Raw genomic sequence first — 14,280 nt, 5'->3', positions numbered from 1 at the left:
GTTGTTGGCTGTTGTGGCGCGGCCCATCGTCAATTGAACGAGCCGATGCGCTTGAGATTACCGAAATTCATCCACACGAAAAAGGCTTTGCCGACGATGTTGCCGTCGGGCACGAAGCCCCAATAGCGCGAGTCCTGCGAGTTGTCGCGGTTGTCGCCCATCATGAAGTAGTGCCCCTCGGGAACCTTGCACACCACGCCTTCGACACTGTAGCGGCAGTTCTCGCGGTAGGCAAAATTGCTGGCGCCCTGCACGAAGGCGGGCACGTCCGGGTTGTTGAGCAGGCGGTGTGCCTGGGGCCCGAGCTGCTCCTCGAACTGCTTGAAGTAGCGCATGGCGTCTTCATCGAAGAAATCCGGGGCGGCCTTCGTGGCCACAGGCTGGCCGTTGATCGTCAGGCGCTTGTTCAGGTAGGCCACCTCGTCGCCCGGCACGCCCACCACGCGCTTGATGTAGTCCAGGTTGGGCTGCGGCGGGTAGCGGAACACCATCACGTCGCCGCGCTGGGGCTTGCTGCCCTCGGTGATCTTGGTGTGGATGACGGGCAGGCGGATGCCGTAGGTGAACTTGTTCACCAGGATCAGGTCGCCCACCAGCAGCGTGGGGATCATGGAGCCGGACGGGATCTTGAACGGCTCGAACAAAAACGAGCGCAGCAAAAACACCGCCGCGATCACCGGGAACAGCCCCGCCGTCCAGTCCAGCCACCACGGCTGCATGAGGATGCGGCCCTTGGCCTCTTGAACGTCGCCGTCCACCTTCTGGATGCCCATGCGGTCCAGCTCGGCGCGGCGCTGCGCGGCGGCATCCTCGATGGCCTGCGCGGCGCGGCGGCGCCGGGGCAGGAAGTAAAAGCGCTCGGCCAGCCAGTACAGGCCCGTGACCGCCGTCGCGATGAACAGCAGCAGCGCGAAGTTGCCTTCGATGGCGCCGAAGTACCAGGCGCCTATGTAGCCGACGAACGCCGCCAGCACCAGGGACGTGAGGATTTGCATGAATTGCATCAGTCTTCCACCTGCAAAATGGCCAGGAATGCCTCTTGCGGCACCTCGACCGAACCAATCTGTTTCATCCGCTTCTTGCCCGCCTTCTGCTTCTCCAGCAGCTTGCGCTTGCGGGTAATGTCGCCGCCGTAGCATTTGGCGAGCACGTTCTTGCGCAGCGCCTTGATGGTCTCGCGCGCGATGATGTTGGCGCCGATGGCCGCCTGGATGGCCACGTCGAACTGCTGGCGACTGATGATCTCGCGCATCTTGGCTGCCACGGCGCGGCCACGGTAGGTGGACTGGCTGCGGTGGACGATGATGGACAGCGCGTCCACCTTCTCGCCGTTGAGCAGGATGTCCACCTTCACCACGTCGGACGCGCGGTATTCCTTGAACTCGTAGTCCATGCTCGCATAGCCGCGCGACACGGACTTGAGCTTGTCGAAGAAGTCCAGCACGATCTCGCCCAGCGGCAATTCATAGGTCAGCATGACCTGGCGGCCGTGGTAGGCCATGTTCATCTGCACGCCGCGCTTCTGGTTGGCCAGCGTCATCACCGGGCCCACGTAGTCCTGCGGCATGTACAGGTGCACGGTGACGATGGGCTCGCGGATCTCCTGGATGCGGCCCTGCTCGGGCATCTTGGACGGGTTCTCGACCATGATGACCTCGCCGTCGCCCTTGACCACTTCATAGACCACGCTGGGCGCGGTGGTGATGAGGTCCTGGTCGAACTCGCGCTCCAGGCGCTCCTGCACGATCTCCATGTGCAAGAGGCCCAAAAAGCCGCAGCGAAAGCCAAAGCCCAGCGCCTGGCTCACTTCCGGCTCGAAGTGCAGCGACGAGTCGTTGAGTTGCAGCTTTTCGAGCGCGTCGCGCAGCTGGTCGTATTCGCTGGCCTCGGTGGGGTACAGGCCCGCGAACACCTGGGGCTTGATCTCCTTGAAGCCCGGCAGCGCCTCGCTGGCGGGGCCCGCGTTGTTGGGCAGCTTCTTTTCGAGCGTGATGGTGTCGCCCACCTTGGCGGCCTTCAGCTCCTTGATGCCCGCGATGATGTAGCCCACCTCGCCCGCGCGCAGCGCATCGCGCGGCTGGTTGGCGGGGGTGAACACGCCCAGGCTGTTGGCCTCGTAGGCGGCGCCCGTGGCCATCATCTTGAAGCGCTCGTTCTTCTTCAATTCGCCATCGACCACGCGCACCAGCATGACCACGCCCACGTAGCTGTCGAACCAGCTGTCGATGATCATGGCGCGCAGCGGGCCGTCGGGGTTGCCCTTCGGGGGCGGCACCTTGGCAACGATGGCCTCCAGGATTTCATCCACGCCCATGCCGGTCTTGGCCGAGCAGGGAATCGCGTCGCTCGCGTCGATGCCGATCACGTCCTCGATCTCGGCCTTGGCGTTGTCGGGGTCGGCCTGGGGCAGGTCCATCTTGTTGAGCACCGCCGTCACTTCCACGCCCAGGTCCAGCGCGGTGTAGCAGTTGGCCACCGTCTGCGCTTCCACACCCTGCGAGGCATCGACGACGAGCAGCGCGCCCTCGCACGCGGAGAGCGAGCGCGAGACTTCGTAGGAGAAGTCCACGTGCCCCGGCGTGTCGATCAGATTGAGGTTGTAAACCTGCCCATCGCGGGCCTTGTACTGCAGCGCGGCAGTCTGCGCCTTGATGGTTATCCCACGCTCTTTTTCGATGTCCATCGAGTCGAGCACCTGGGCTTCCATCTCGCGGTCAGCGAGGCCGCCGCAGCGCTGGATCAAGCGATCCGCCAGCGTGGACTTGCCGTGATCGATGTGCGCGATGATGGAAAAATTTCTGATGTGGTTCATCAACGAAAAACGTCAAGTGATTGAATTAAAACGGCGCACACAAGAAAAAAGGGCGCGTCGAGTGGCGACGCGCCCTGAACCAACAATCTTTGGCAACTGCGATGGTTGGAGCTTCATTGTAGGCAAAAAGCCCGCCACGAACAGCCTGCCCGACTGCATTGCAGGGGAGTTGCCAGGGTGCAACAGGAATTTTATGCACAGCTTATTCACAATCTACGCAACAACAACGCTGGACAACTTGTGGGTGAGCTGTGGATCGGCTGTGCATGGCACGGGCCGCATCCCGTATCGTGGTTCCAGCGTCCTTCAATATGCGGATAAGCATTGAACAGGGACCTCTATTCTATCGAAACTGATTGATAGGAGCCTGGATATGTAAGCGATAGCTAACATCAACACACGCCCAGCGGTCCTCAGCCCGGATAAAAAATAGTGAGCCCCATCCAAAAGCCGACCTGAAAAAAGGGGCTTGCACCGCCGCGCAGCCCCTTTTTCTCAGCCCCTTGGCGCGGTCAGCGCGCGGGCCGGATCAGCGCGTACTGCGCCCATTCACCGCGCCGGTACAGCACGTTGATGGACTTGGCCTTGTCTGCCTTGGCCAGCGCGGCTTCGAACTCCTTCACGCTCGTCACTTCGGTGTTGGCAACCGCGAGGATCACGTCGCCTTCGCGCAGGCCAGCGCGGGCCGCCGCGTCCGTGGCCGACGCCACCAGCACGCCGCCTTTGACCTTGAGCTCCTTCTTTTGCGCATCGGTGAGGTTGGTCACTGCCAGGCCCAGCTGCTGCGCGGCGGCGGACGCCTTGGGCTTTTCTTCACGCTCGGATGCCTTGGCGGCGGGCTTGTCCGGCTCGACCTCGGCGATGGTGATGGTCAGGTCGCGCGAGGCACCCCGGCGGAACACCGTCACGGTGCTCTTGCTCCCGGGCTTGGTGTTGCCCACCAGGCGCGGCAGGTCGCCCACCTTCTCGATGGTCTTGCCGTCGAAGCGCGTGATGATGTCGCCCGCTTCCACGCCCGCCTTGTCTGCAGGCGAACCTGCCTCGACGCCCGACACCAGCGCGCCCTGCGGCTTGCCCAGGCCGATGGATTCCGCTACCTCGCGCGTGACCGGGCCGATCTGCACGCCAATGCGGCCGCGCGTGACGCGGCCCGAGGCACGCAGCTGCTCGCTCACGCGCATGGCCTCGTCCATGGGAATGGCGAACGAGATGCCCATGAAGCCGCCCGAGCGCGAGTAGATCTGGCTGTTGATGCCCACCACCTCGCCGCGCATGTTGATCAGCGGCCCACCCGAGTTGCCGGGGTTGATGGCCACGTCCGTCTGGATGAAGGGCAGGTAGTCGCCCGTGTCGCGCTGCTTGGCGCTGACGATGCCTGCGGTCACCGTGTTCTCCAGGCCGAACGGCGAGCCGATGGCCATCACCCATTCGCCCACGCGCAGGCGGCCCACGTCGCCCACCTTGACCGCTGGCAGGCCCGTGGCTTCGATCTTGACCACAGCCACGTCGGTGCGCTTGTCCGCGCCGATGATCTTGGCCTTGAACTCGCGCTTGTCGGTCAGCGTCACGATGACCTCGTCCGCACCCTCGACCACGTGCGCGTTGGTCATGACGAAGCCGTCGGACGTGAGAATGAAGCCCGAGCCCACGCCCCGGGGCTGTTCCTCCTCCTGCTGCGGGCGCTGGGGACGCTGTTGCTTGGGAACGTTGGGAATGGGCATGCCGAAGCGGCGGAAGAACTCCAGCATCTCCTCGTCCATGCCATTGAGGCCGGTACGGCCCGAGACTTTCTCCACGGTGCGGATGTTCACCACGGACGGCCCCACCTGGTCCACCAGGTCCGTGAAGTCCGGCAGGCCCCGGGCCACCGCCGCAGGCTGCGCCCAGGCGGCTTGCGGTGCCACCACCGCCGCGCCGCCAGCCAGCGCGGCAATCATGCAGGTCAGCGCTGCACCGCGCAGCGCGTTTCCATCGAATTTCAGCATCATCGACCTTTCTTGAATTGTTGCGGCGAATGCCGTCATGCAACAGCGTGTCACTGTGAAGTGCGCGGAGCCAATTGGTTCCCGCCCGGCGCGTTCAGCGTGTGCGCTCCAACTGGCCCGCAAAGAGTCGCAGGGTCTGCAGCGGCACCTCGCCCACAGCCGTCAGCCACGCATCGGGCGGCACGCGCTGGGCGATCATCTGCGTTGCGCCCATGCTGGAGACCTGCGGCTGGGCCGGGTGCCGCCGCGCATCGAAGGTTTCCAGGAACAGGGACACCGAGGCCAGGCCGTCGGAGTACAGGCATTGCAGCACGCCCGTGGCCTCGTCGGCGGCCGAGACGGCGCGGCGGTGGCAGCTGACGGGCACGAACCCGGCGATGGACTGGCGCAGCGTCCAGCCCTCGTCCTGGGCCGTGGTCTTGACCACCGAGGGCGCGACCACCTTGTAGCCCGCTGTCGCATCCATCTGGCGCGAGAGCTGGTCCGCGCGCACCGGCGCGTTCAAATCCAACTCCGAGAATGCGGACTGCTCCAGCACCCGGCCTTCGGCATCGAGCGTCTGCAGCTTCACCACCAGGCCCGTGTCCTTCTCGCTCCAGAAGCGGTAGCCAAAGCGCAGGCTGTCCTGCGGCTTGAACCACACCACGTCGGCCACCCGCCCGGCCACGCGCTCCTGCCCCAGCAGGCGGGCCGCGTAGAACTGAGAGATCGCCGCCCCCGTGACCACGGGCACGCTCGGGAACAGGCCGGACACCTCGCGGCGGTCCACCCGCACCACATGGGACTGCGGCCAGAACGTGCGCACCTCATCATTGCGCCGGAAGACGGTGCGCGGCGTGCCGCTCAGGGCCTCGACACGCTCGAGCTGCCGCTGGCCGTCGCACGCCTGCCAGATGCGGGAGCTGGCCATGGCGCCGGACGCCGACAGCACCACGAAGGTGCCCGCGTAGGGGCGGGTGCAGGGGGCGCCGTGCATGCGCTCCATCCATTGCTCAACGCCCCGCTCCATGGGGCCTTCGGCGATCGCCAGCGGCATGCCCGCCACGAACAACGCGGCCACCAGCCCCGTTTTGCAAAGGATTGCGCGGCGGCAGGGAAACTTCATCACGCGATCTCGACGCCCACGAACCATCCAGGAAGAATCCAGCTTCAGCGGCCAGGCGCCTCGAAAGTCGCATTGCGCAGAAAGCCCGCAGGCATCTGCAAGGCCGAGGTGCTGCCGAACTGCTTGTGGGCCGCCAGCAACTCGTCCAGGCGGGGGTCGCGGATCATGACCTGCTGCGCATCCGCGTCCACGACAGCCACCGTGGGGGCGGGGCTCGCGGGCGGGTTCGCGGCCAACTGGCCGCCAGCCGCCGTCCCGCTGCCCTGCAGCACGGAAAGGGAGTTCCAGCCGATGGCCGCCACCGCCGCCATGGATGCAAGGCCCGCCACCATCTTCCAGCGGAAGACCGAGGCGTTTGCCGCCGCCGCCCTGCCGGGGGCGACCACCGCTGCGGGCGGCACCGGTGCTTCGGGGCGGAGTGGCAATTGCTCCTTTGCCAGCTCTGTCCGCAGCCGTGCCATGAAGTCAGGGTGCGCGGGCCGGGCCAGGTCGGGCGAGCGCAGCACGTCACCGACCAGGTGGTACAGATCCCAGGTGGCACGGCCTTCGTCCTGCCCGGCGTGGGTGAGCGCTTCGCCCAGTTCGCGGCCCTGCAACTGGCCGTCCGCCAATGCGGACAACAGCTCACGCCGGTCCTGTTCGTCGTTTGCCACTGCCTCGTTGTTCATGTCATCACCTCACCACCGTTTGCCCGACTGGTTCTCCAGCAGCGGGCGCACTTTGGCCGAAATGGCTTCGCGCGCCCGGAAAATCCGCGACCGCACCGTACCGATGGGGCATTCCATCGCAGACGCGATCTCCTCGTAACTCAACCCCTCGATCTCACGCAGCGTAACGGCCTGGCGCAGGTCGTCGGGCAGGGCTTCCATGGCCGCATTGACGGCCTGTGCGATTTCCTGGGCCGCGAGCACGGTTTCGGGGGTTTCGTCGCTGGTTAGTTCGTGTCCGAGGCGGGAAGTTTCATCCTCGTCCTCGCCGCCGCGCAGGGCGTTTTCGGAGATGACCGGGTTGCGCTTCATGTCCATCAGCGCCTTCTTGGCGGTGTTGACGGCGATCCGGTAGAGCCAGGTGTAGAACTGCGCCTCGCCCCGGAACTGGTGCAAGGCCCGATAGGCGCGGATGAAGGTTTCCTGCGCGATGTCCTGGATGATGTCGGTGTCGCGCACCATGCGGCCAATCAGCCGCTCGATGCGGCGCTGGTACTTGATGACCAGCAGCTCATAGGCGCGTTGGTCGCCCGCCACCGTGCGCTCCACCAGTTGGAGATCGCTGACTTCGGAGGGGGAAGGCGTAGGAACAGTCATGGATACCCGGGAATTCACGCCCCACGGCTGCTGGCCGGGGCGCTGGCCTGTGCGTGGTCTGCGTGGTCAACGGCGCCCGGCTTGGCGCGCGAATATACCGCACGGCGCAAGTCCATCCAGCGCTCGGACTGGCTGGAGCGCTCCAGCCACAGCCAGCGGCTGCGCCAACCTTCGGGCGCTACCTGCATCCATAGATACGATTGCAGATCCAGAAAGACTTGCGGCGGGTCGGACAGGGCCGTGGCACGGCCATCAGAACCGACCAGCGCCCAGAATTGCCCGTCCCAGCGGATGGCGCCGGTCGGCTGCCGCAACCAGAAATGCAGCGCACCGCCCGCCGACACCAACCACATGCAGAGGGCGGCGGCTGCGGGCCACCCACGATCCGGCCCGGCGCCACAGACCACCCAGCCCGCGAGCACGCCCGCACCTGCCAGAACGATCATCACCAGCAAGGCCCCCAAGAAGCGGCTGCGCCGCAGGGGGTACAGCACCGGCGGCGCATTGCGCGACGTGCGGGCCACCGGGAGGTCAGACGCGCTTGAAAACCAGCGTGCCGTTGGTGCCGCCGAACCCGAAGTTGTTCTTGACGGCCACGTCGATCTTCATGTCCCGCGCCGTGTTGGCGCAGTAGTCCAGATCGCACTCGGGGTCCTGGTTGAACAGGTTGATGGTGGGCGGCACCTTCTGCTCGTGCAGCGCCAGCACCGTGAAGATGCTCTCGATGCCGCCAGCGCCGCCCAGCAGGTGGCCGGTCATGGACTTGGTGGAGCTGACCACGGTCTTGTAGGCATGGTCGCCCAGCGCCGCCTTGATGGCATTCGTTTCGTTGAGGTCGCCCAGCGGCGTGGACGTGCCGTGCGCGTTCAGGTAGTCCACCTGGTCGGCGTTCACACCCGCGTTGCGCAGGGCGTTGAGCATGGCACGGCGCGGGCCGTCCATGTTGGGGGCCGTCATGTGGCCCGCATCGGCGCTCATGCCGTAGCCCGCCACCTCGGCATAGATGCGAGCGCCGCGCGCCTTGGCATGCTCGTACTCTTCGAGCACCACCACCCCGGCGCCCTCGCCCAGCACGAAGCCGTCGCGGTCCTTGTCCCAGGGGCGCGATGCCGTCTTGGGATCGTCGTTGCGCGTGGAAAGCGCACGCATGGCCGCGAAGCCGCCCACGCCCAGGGGCGAGACGGTGGCTTCGGAGCCGCCCGCCACGATCACGTCTGCATCGCCGTATTCGATCTTGCGCGCCGCCTCGCCGATGCAGTGCAGGCCCGTCGTGCAGGCCGTCACCACCGACAGGTTCGGCCCCTTGAAGCCGAAGCGCATGGACACGTGGCCCGCCACCATGTTGATGATGGACGCGGGCACGAAGAACGGCGTGATGCGCCGGGGCCCGCGGTTGGTCAGTTCCGTGTGGGTGTCCTCGATCAGCGGCAGGCCGCCGATGCCCGAGCCGATGACGCAGCCGATGCGCGTGGCGAGTTCCTCATCCAGCGCATCGCCGGTGGGCAGGCCTGCGTCGCGCACAGCTTCTTGCGCCGCTGCGATGCCGTAATGGATGAAGGTGTCCATCGTGCGCGCGTCCTTGGCGCTCATGTAGGACTCCAGGTCGAACCCCTTGACCTCTCCCGCGATCTTGCAGGCGAAATTCGACGCGTCGAACTTGGTGATGAGGTCGATGCCGGATTGCCCGGCAAGGAGATTGGCCCAAGATTGCGCCACCGTGTTGCCCACGGGGCTGACGCAACCCAGGCCGGTCACGACAACGCGACGACGGCTCATGCGTGAAAACCTTCTTCTAGCTGATCGCTGCTTGAGGCAGGCGCTGCGCGCGCCGCTCAAGCCTTCTGGTGGGTGTTGGCGTAGTCGATGGCGTTCTGCACCGTGGTGATCTTCTCGGCGTCCTCGTCCGGGATCTCGATGCCGAACTCGTCTTCCAGAGCCATCACCAGTTCCACCGTGTCGAGCGAGTCGGCGCCGAGGTCGGCCACGAAAGCCTTTTCGTTGGTGACCTGGGACTCTTCCACACCGAGTTGTTCGGCAATGATCTTCTTGACGCGTGTTTCGATATCGCTCATGGTTTCCCTCTGGGGGTTGTGAATGAATCCGCGATTCTAGCCGCTTAAGGAGAGGCCCCTAAACAGCCCGCCGCACGGACGAACCGGCGTGATCTCTCAGCAATTACATATACATGCCGCCATTGACGTGCAACTCCTGCCCCGTCACATAGCCCGCCTCGCGCGAGGCCAGGTAGGCAACGGCGTGCGCGATGTCCTGCGGCTTGCCCATGTGGCCCAGCGGGATCTGCGCGTTCAGCGCTTTTTGCTGGTCCTCGGGCAAGGCGGCGGTCATGTCGGTCTCGATGAAGCCGGGCGCCACGCAGTTCACGGTAATGCCCCGGCTGCCCAGCTCGCGGGCCAGGGCGCGGGTCATGCCCGCCACGCCAGCCTTGGCCGCCGCGTAGTTGGCCTGGCCCGGGTTGCCCGAGGCGCCCACCACGCTGGTGATGCTGATGATGCGGCCAAAGCGCTGCTTCATCATCGGGCGGATGGCGGCGCGGCTGGCGCGGAAGACGGCCTTGAGGTTGGTGTCCAGCACGGCGTCCCAGTCGCCGTCCTTCATGCGCATGGCGAGGGTGTCGCGGGTGATGCCCGCGTTGTTCACCAACACGTGCAGGCCGCCCTGCTCCTTGACGATGGCATCGACCAGCGCCTCGACCGCCGCACCGTCGGTCACGTCGAGCCTGACGCCCTTGCCGCCCTGGGGCGACAGCGCTTCGGTGATGCGCGCGGCGCCGTCGTCGGTGGTGGCGGTGCCGATCACGCGCAGGCCGCGTGCCGCCAGCTCGGCGGCGATGGCCGCGCCGATGCCGCGCGTGGCGCCGGTGACCAGCGCAATCTGTGTGGTGGATTCGCTCATGCCAGCAGTTCCTTGGTTTCGGCCAGGCTGGCCGGGTCGAACACCGCGCCGCCGACCAGTTCGGCGTCGATACGTTTGGTCATGCCCGCCAGCACCTTGCCGGGGCCGCATTCAATGACGTGGGTGACGCCACGGGCCTTGAGCGCCTGCACGCACTCCACCCAGCGCACGGGGCCGAAAGCCTGGCGGTAGAGGGCGTCGCGGATGGCGTCGGCGTCCTGCTGCACGGCCACATCGACATTGTTGACCACAGGGATCTGCGGCGCGGCCAGCGTCAAGCCCGCAAGGGCGGCGCGCAGCTTTTCTGCCGCAGGCTTCATCAGGCTGGAGTGGAAAGGTGCCGACACGGGCAGCGGCAGCGCGCGCTTGGCGCCCGCCGCCTTCAAGACTTCACAGCCCTTTTCCACACCCGCCTTGGTGCCCGCGATCACAGTCTGCGCGGGGTCGTTGAAGTTCACGGCCTCGACCACCTCGGCCCCGCCCAGCGCGGCAGCGGCCTCGGCGCAGCCCGCGATGACCTTGGATGCTTCCAAACCCAGAATCGCCGCCATGGCGCCCGTGCCCACCGGCACAGCCTCTTGCATGGCGGCGGCGCGCAGGCGCACCAGGGGCGCGGCCTGCGCCAGCGTCAGCACGCCAGCGGCCACCAGGGCCGAATACTCGCCCAGCGAATGGCCCGCCACCGCGACAGGGGTTGCGCCGCCTTCCGCCTGCCACACGCGCCACGCGACCACGCCTGCCACCAGCATCACGGGCTGGGTGTTGGTGGTCAGCGCCAGGGCTTCCTTGGGGCCTTCCTTGATCAGTTGGCCGATGTTTTCGCCCAGGGCGTCCGACGCCTCCTGCAGGGTCTGCGCCACCACGGGGTGGTCGCCCCAGCCGTCGAGCATGCCCACCGACTGCGAGCCCTGCCCCGGAAAGACGAATGCGAAAGTCTTCATGAAGTCCCTCGAAAATATGAATGAAATCGGCCTCTAGCGCTTACCCAGCAAGCGCCAGCAGCTATAACTTCAGGAGTACCGCACCCCAGGTGAAGCCGCCGCCCACGCCTTCGAGCAGCACGGTCTGGCCCTTTTGCACCTGGCCTGTGCGCACGCCGTGGTCCAGCGCCAGCGGGATGGACGCCGCCGAGGTGTTGCCGTGCTGGTCCACGGTGACGATCACCTTGCCCATGGGCAGCTTCAGCTTGCGGGCAGTACCTTGCATGATGCGGATGTTGGCCTGGTGCGGAATCAGCCAGTCCACGTCGGCCTCGGCCAGCCCCGCCTTGGCGAGCACGGCGTGGGCCGCCTTTTCCAGCACGCCCACGGCCAGCTTGAACACGGCCTGGCCGTCCATCTTGAGCAGCGGGTCGCCCAGCACCTGCCCGCCCGAGACGTGGCCCGGCACGCAGAGGATGCCGACGTGCCTGCCGTCGGCGTGCAGGTCGCTCGACAGGATGCCCGGCGCGTCGGACGCTTCGAGCACCACGGCGCCCGCGCCGTCGCCGAACAGCACGCAGGTGGTGCGGTCGTTGAAGTCCAGGATGCGGCTGAACACCTCGGCGCCCACCACGAGGGCGCGGCGGGCGGCGCCCGACTGGATCATGGCGTCCGCCACCGACAGCGCGTAGATGAAGCCGCTGCACACCGCCTGCACGTCGAACGCCGGGCAGCCGTTGGCGCCCAGCTTGTTCTGCAGGATGCAGGCCGTGGAAGGGAACACCATGTCCGGCGTGGACGTGGCGACGATGATCAGGTCGATGTCCGCAGGCTGCAGGCCCGCCGCCTGCAGGGCGTTGCGTGCGGCCTCCAGGCCCAGGTCGCTGGCGCAGACCTCGGGCTCGGCGAAGTGGCGCGCGCGGATGCCGGTGCGCTCCACGATCCATTCGTCCGAGGTTTCGATGCCCCGCTGGCCGAGTTGGGCCACCAGATCGGCGTTGGTCAGCCGACGGGGCGGCAGGTAGCTGCCGGTGCCGGTAATGCGGGAATAGCGTCTCATCAATGTGTGCCGGTCGTGGCCACCGCATCGGCGGGCGCCAGCAGGGGCGCCGCATGCGCAATCCGGGCCCGGACACGGTCGAGCAGGTTGTTGCGGGCTGCATCATACGCCCGGTTCAGCGCCTGCTCGAACGCCAGGGTGTCGGCCGACCCGTGGCTCTTGAACACCAGCCCGCGCAGCCCCAGCAGCGCCGCGCCGTTGTAGCGGCGGTAATCCATGCGCTTCATCAGCGCCTTCAGGATCGGATAGGCGACGATAGCCGCTACTTTGGTGAAGATGCTGCGCGAAAACTCCGTTTTGAGCGCACCAATGATCATCGATGCCACGCCTTCGCTGGCCTTGAGCGCCACGTTGCCCACGAAGCCGTCACAGACGACGATGTCCACCGTGCCCTTGAAGATGTCGTTGCCCTCGACGTTGCCATAAAAGTTCAAATCGCCGGAGTTGCCCGCAGATCGCAGCAGTTCGCCCGCTCTTTTGATGACTTCGCTGCCCTTGATGGCTTCTTCGCCAATATTCAGCAGCCCCACCGTGGGCTCGCCGCCCTCCCTCAAAGCCGACACCAGGGCCGAGCCCATGACGGCAAATTGCAGCAGGTGCTCGGCCGAGCAATCGACGTTGGCACCCAGGTCGAGCACCGTGGTGGCGCCGCCCGCGGCGTTGGGCATCTGGGTGGCGATGGCCGGGCGGTCGATGCCGTCCAGCGTCTTGAGCAGGTAGCGCGCGATCGCCATCAGCGCGCCGGTGTTGCCAGCGGACACGGCGACGGCGGCGTTGCCGTCCTTGACCTGCTGGATGGCAACGCGCATGGACGAGTCCTTCTTCTTGCGCAGGGCCACTTCCACCGGGTCGTCCATGGACACGACCTCGGATGCGGCGACGATGCTGGCGCGCTCGTGCGAGAGCGATTGCAGGCTGTCCGGCAGGCCAACCAGCAGCAAACGGGCATCCGCATGGGAATCGAGAAACTGGCGGCACGCCGCCAGCGTGACGCGGGGGCCATGGTCGCCCCCCATGCAGTCAACAGCCAGAGTAATCATGAACACGTTCCAAAAACAAAGGCCCGCGCTACGCTTTCAGTAGCACGGGCCTTGCGAGATGCGAAGAAGATCAGGCTTCGGACTTGTTCTTCAGCACCTGGCGGCCACGGTAGAAGCCGTTGGGGCTGATGTGGTGGCGCAGATGGGTTTCGCCGGTGGTGGGCTCCACGGCGATGCCGGGCACCGTCAGGGCGTTGTGCGAACGGTGCATGCCGCGCTTGGAGGGGGACTTCTTGTTTTGCTGAACGGCCATGATCGGCTCCTGGGTCTGAGAGGTAGGTTGGTAAGAAACGCGATCAGCCCATTCAAGACACAAGTGGGGTTCGCGCGAAACCCAGGATTATATAACAAGCACTATTTTGACTTGCTGCCCACGTTGAGACCGGCCAGCGCGGCAAAGGGATTGGGCTTGGCGGCGCTGGCCTCCTCGAAATCCTCGTCCGACGAAGCCATGGGTACGGCGGTGGGGCATTCGCCGTGGCGGGGCACCACAGGCAGGGCCATCAGCAGTTCGTCTTCGATGAGTTCGTGCAGGTCGAACTCGCGGCTCAGGGCCAGCAGGTCTTCCTCGCAGTCTTCGTCCAGCGCCTCGGCCGTGGCCTCGTCGGCCACGAAGCGGAAGGCGCGCTCCACCTCCAGCGGCACGTCCACGGGCGTCATGCAGCGCTGGCATTCCATGGGGAAGGCGGCGCGCGCCTTCAAGAGCAGCCATACCTGGGGAATGCCGCCGGGGGCCGTGCGCACTTCGCCCACGGCCTGCCAGTCCACCAGCAGGTCGGGGTGCAGGCCCTTGGCCTCTTGCGCCAGGCGCGCGTAGGCCAGCAGCGATTCGTGGCCCGACAGCCGCCCGCCCGCTTGCGCGAAGGCTTTGACATCAAGCCGACGGGGGTTGAGTTCCTTGGTCATGGCGGCAGTGTAAGAGAATCGGCGCATGCATCAATCCCCCCCCACCCAGCGCCCTCTGGTGCTGGGTTCCACCTCGCGCTACCGGCGCGAATTGCTGGAGCGGCTGCGCCTGCCGTTCAGCGTTTGCGCCCCCGAAGTCGATGAGACGCCCGCCCCCGGCGAGGCCCCGCGCGCGCTGGCGCTGCGCCTGGCGCTGGCCAAGGCGCGTGCGGTGGCGCGGCAGCATCCGGACGCG

General features: G+C 66.2%; 17 protein-coding genes. 2 read left to right on the top strand and 15 right to left on the bottom strand.

Going from position 1 to position 14,280, the window contains the following annotated elements; all coding sequences use genetic code 11:
- Positions 1-29: 29 nt before the first annotated feature.
- Both lepB and lepA read right to left on the bottom strand, forming a co-directional pair.
- Positions 30-1,004 (bottom strand): signal peptidase I, encoded by a 975-nt coding sequence (lepB, locus tag QM569_RS10655; RefSeq protein ID WP_414987207.1) that lies wholly within the window; start codon positions 1,002-1,004, stop codon positions 30-32.
- Positions 1,004-2,812, bottom strand: coding sequence for a translation elongation factor 4 (gene lepA, locus QM569_RS10650; RefSeq protein WP_414987206.1), 1,809 nt, complete (start codon positions 2,810-2,812; stop codon positions 1,004-1,006). The genes lepB and lepA overlap by 1 nt, the downstream gene beginning before the upstream one ends.
- Here lepA and QM569_RS10645 point away from each other — a divergent pair.
- Entirely contained in the window at positions 2,802-3,140 is a 339-nt protein-coding gene (locus QM569_RS10645; RefSeq protein WP_414987205.1) for a hypothetical protein, read from the top strand. The genes lepA and QM569_RS10645 overlap by 11 nt on opposite strands.
- A 184-nt stretch (positions 3,141-3,324) precedes the next feature.
- Here the strand turns inward: QM569_RS10645 and QM569_RS10640 are convergent, their stop codons facing one another.
- The 13 genes from QM569_RS10640 to QM569_RS10580 all read right to left on the bottom strand — a co-directional run bounded on the left by QM569_RS10640 (position 3,325) and on the right by QM569_RS10580 (position 14,045).
- On the bottom strand, positions 3,325-4,797 hold the full coding sequence (locus tag QM569_RS10640; protein WP_414987233.1) for a Do family serine endopeptidase: 1,473 nt from the start codon (positions 4,795-4,797) through the stop codon (positions 3,325-3,327).
- Positions 4,798-4,891: 94 nt separating this feature from the next.
- Positions 4,892-5,857, bottom strand: coding sequence for a MucB/RseB C-terminal domain-containing protein (locus QM569_RS10635; protein ID WP_414987204.1), 966 nt, complete (start codon positions 5,855-5,857; stop codon positions 4,892-4,894).
- Positions 5,858-5,946: 89 nt separating this feature from the next.
- Positions 5,947-6,570, bottom strand: coding sequence for a sigma-E factor negative regulatory protein (locus tag QM569_RS10630; RefSeq protein ID WP_414987203.1), 624 nt, complete (start codon positions 6,568-6,570; stop codon positions 5,947-5,949).
- A gap of 9 nt (positions 6,571-6,579) precedes the next feature.
- Positions 6,580-7,206, bottom strand: coding sequence for an RNA polymerase sigma factor RpoE (gene rpoE, locus QM569_RS10625; protein ID WP_414987202.1), 627 nt, complete (start codon positions 7,204-7,206; stop codon positions 6,580-6,582).
- 14 nt (positions 7,207-7,220) lie between these two features.
- Entirely contained in the window at positions 7,221-7,730 is a 510-nt protein-coding gene (locus QM569_RS10620) for a hypothetical protein (RefSeq protein WP_414987201.1), read from the bottom strand.
- A gap of 7 nt (positions 7,731-7,737) precedes the next feature.
- Positions 7,738-8,982, bottom strand: coding sequence for a beta-ketoacyl-ACP synthase II (gene fabF, locus QM569_RS10615; RefSeq protein ID WP_414987200.1), 1,245 nt, complete (start codon positions 8,980-8,982; stop codon positions 7,738-7,740).
- A 56-nt stretch (positions 8,983-9,038) separates the two neighbouring features.
- Positions 9,039-9,278, bottom strand: a complete 240-nt coding sequence (acpP, locus tag QM569_RS10610) for an acyl carrier protein (RefSeq protein ID WP_414987199.1) — start codon at positions 9,276-9,278, stop codon at positions 9,039-9,041.
- Positions 9,279-9,381: 103 nt separating this feature from the next.
- Entirely contained in the window at positions 9,382-10,119 is a 738-nt protein-coding gene (gene fabG, locus QM569_RS10605) for a 3-oxoacyl-ACP reductase FabG (RefSeq protein ID WP_414987198.1), read from the bottom strand.
- Complete coding sequence (gene fabD, locus QM569_RS10600) at positions 10,116-11,060, bottom strand: ACP S-malonyltransferase (protein ID WP_414987197.1); 945 nt, start codon at positions 11,058-11,060, stop codon at positions 10,116-10,118. Before fabD ends, fabG begins: the two co-directional genes overlap by 4 nt.
- 61 nt (positions 11,061-11,121) lie before the next feature.
- On the bottom strand, positions 11,122-12,099 hold the full coding sequence (locus QM569_RS10595; RefSeq protein WP_414987196.1) for a beta-ketoacyl-ACP synthase III: 978 nt from the start codon (positions 12,097-12,099) through the stop codon (positions 11,122-11,124).
- Positions 12,099-13,139: a phosphate acyltransferase PlsX gene (plsX, locus tag QM569_RS10590; protein ID WP_414987195.1), complete on the bottom strand. Its 1,041-nt coding sequence runs from the start codon at positions 13,137-13,139 to the stop codon at positions 12,099-12,101. Before plsX ends, QM569_RS10595 begins: the two co-directional genes overlap by 1 nt.
- A gap of 70 nt (positions 13,140-13,209) precedes the next feature.
- Positions 13,210-13,392: a 50S ribosomal protein L32 gene (rpmF, locus tag QM569_RS10585; protein ID WP_011794326.1), complete on the bottom strand. Its 183-nt coding sequence runs from the start codon at positions 13,390-13,392 to the stop codon at positions 13,210-13,212.
- A 101-nt stretch (positions 13,393-13,493) separates the two neighbouring features.
- The gene (locus QM569_RS10580) at positions 13,494-14,045 is read right to left on the bottom strand and encodes a YceD family protein (RefSeq protein WP_414987194.1); all 552 of its coding nucleotides are present in this window, start codon (positions 14,043-14,045) and stop codon (positions 13,494-13,496) included.
- Between the two features lie 25 nt (positions 14,046-14,070).
- Between QM569_RS10580 and QM569_RS10575 the strand changes: the two genes are divergently transcribed.
- On the top strand, positions 14,071-14,280 hold a 210-nt coding region (locus QM569_RS10575), incomplete at its 3' end, for a Maf family protein (RefSeq protein WP_414987193.1).

The sequence above is a fragment of the Acidovorax sp. genome, from assembly GCF_047607405.1.
GTDB lineage: Bacteria > Pseudomonadota > Gammaproteobacteria > Burkholderiales > Burkholderiaceae_C > Acidovorax.
This window is presented reverse-complemented; position numbering and strand designations above follow the sequence as displayed.